Origin of the sequence: uncultured Sulfitobacter sp. (genome assembly GCF_947497275.1) — a bacterium.
GTDB lineage: Bacteria > Pseudomonadota > Alphaproteobacteria > Rhodobacterales > Rhodobacteraceae > Sulfitobacter.
Genome location: NZ_CANMFS010000049.1, coordinates 1 through 431 on the forward strand (window position 1 = coordinate 1; position 431 = coordinate 431).

Annotated in this window: 1 protein-coding gene; it reads right to left on the reverse strand. The window is 70.3% G+C overall.

Annotation, left to right across the window (positions count from 1 at the left end; translation table 11 throughout):
- Positions 1 to 431 (reverse strand): MBG domain-containing protein (locus tag Q1A06_RS20930; protein ID WP_299568048.1); only part of this gene is annotated, 431 nt, incomplete at both ends.

Below are 431 nucleotides of genomic sequence, written 5' to 3' on the forward strand. Positions count from 1 at the left end.
CCGGCGACCTCCGCCTGCGCCGCAGCACCGGCGGACGCGATGGCGAGGCTGTCCACGCTGTCGTCAAAGAACAGCTCCCCACCCGTCACCGCGAACTCCGTCCCGTCGAACGCCAGCGCACTGCCGTAGGTCTTGGCCGCGTCGTTCACCGTCAATTGCAGCGGCGCCGCGTCCACCGTCAGGGCGCCGTCCAGCACCGTCACATCGTAGTTGCCGATCCGCGTGCCCGAGAGCGGCGCGCCGCCGGTGATCGCGTAGGGCGATCCGGCGACCTCCGCCTGCGCCGCAGCACCGGCGGACGCGATGGCGAGGCTGTCCACGCTGTCGTCGAAGAACAGCTCTCCACCCGTCACCGCGAACTCCGTCCCGTCGAATACCAGCGCACTGCCGTAGGTCTTGGCCGCGTCGTTCACCGTCAACTGCAGCGGCGC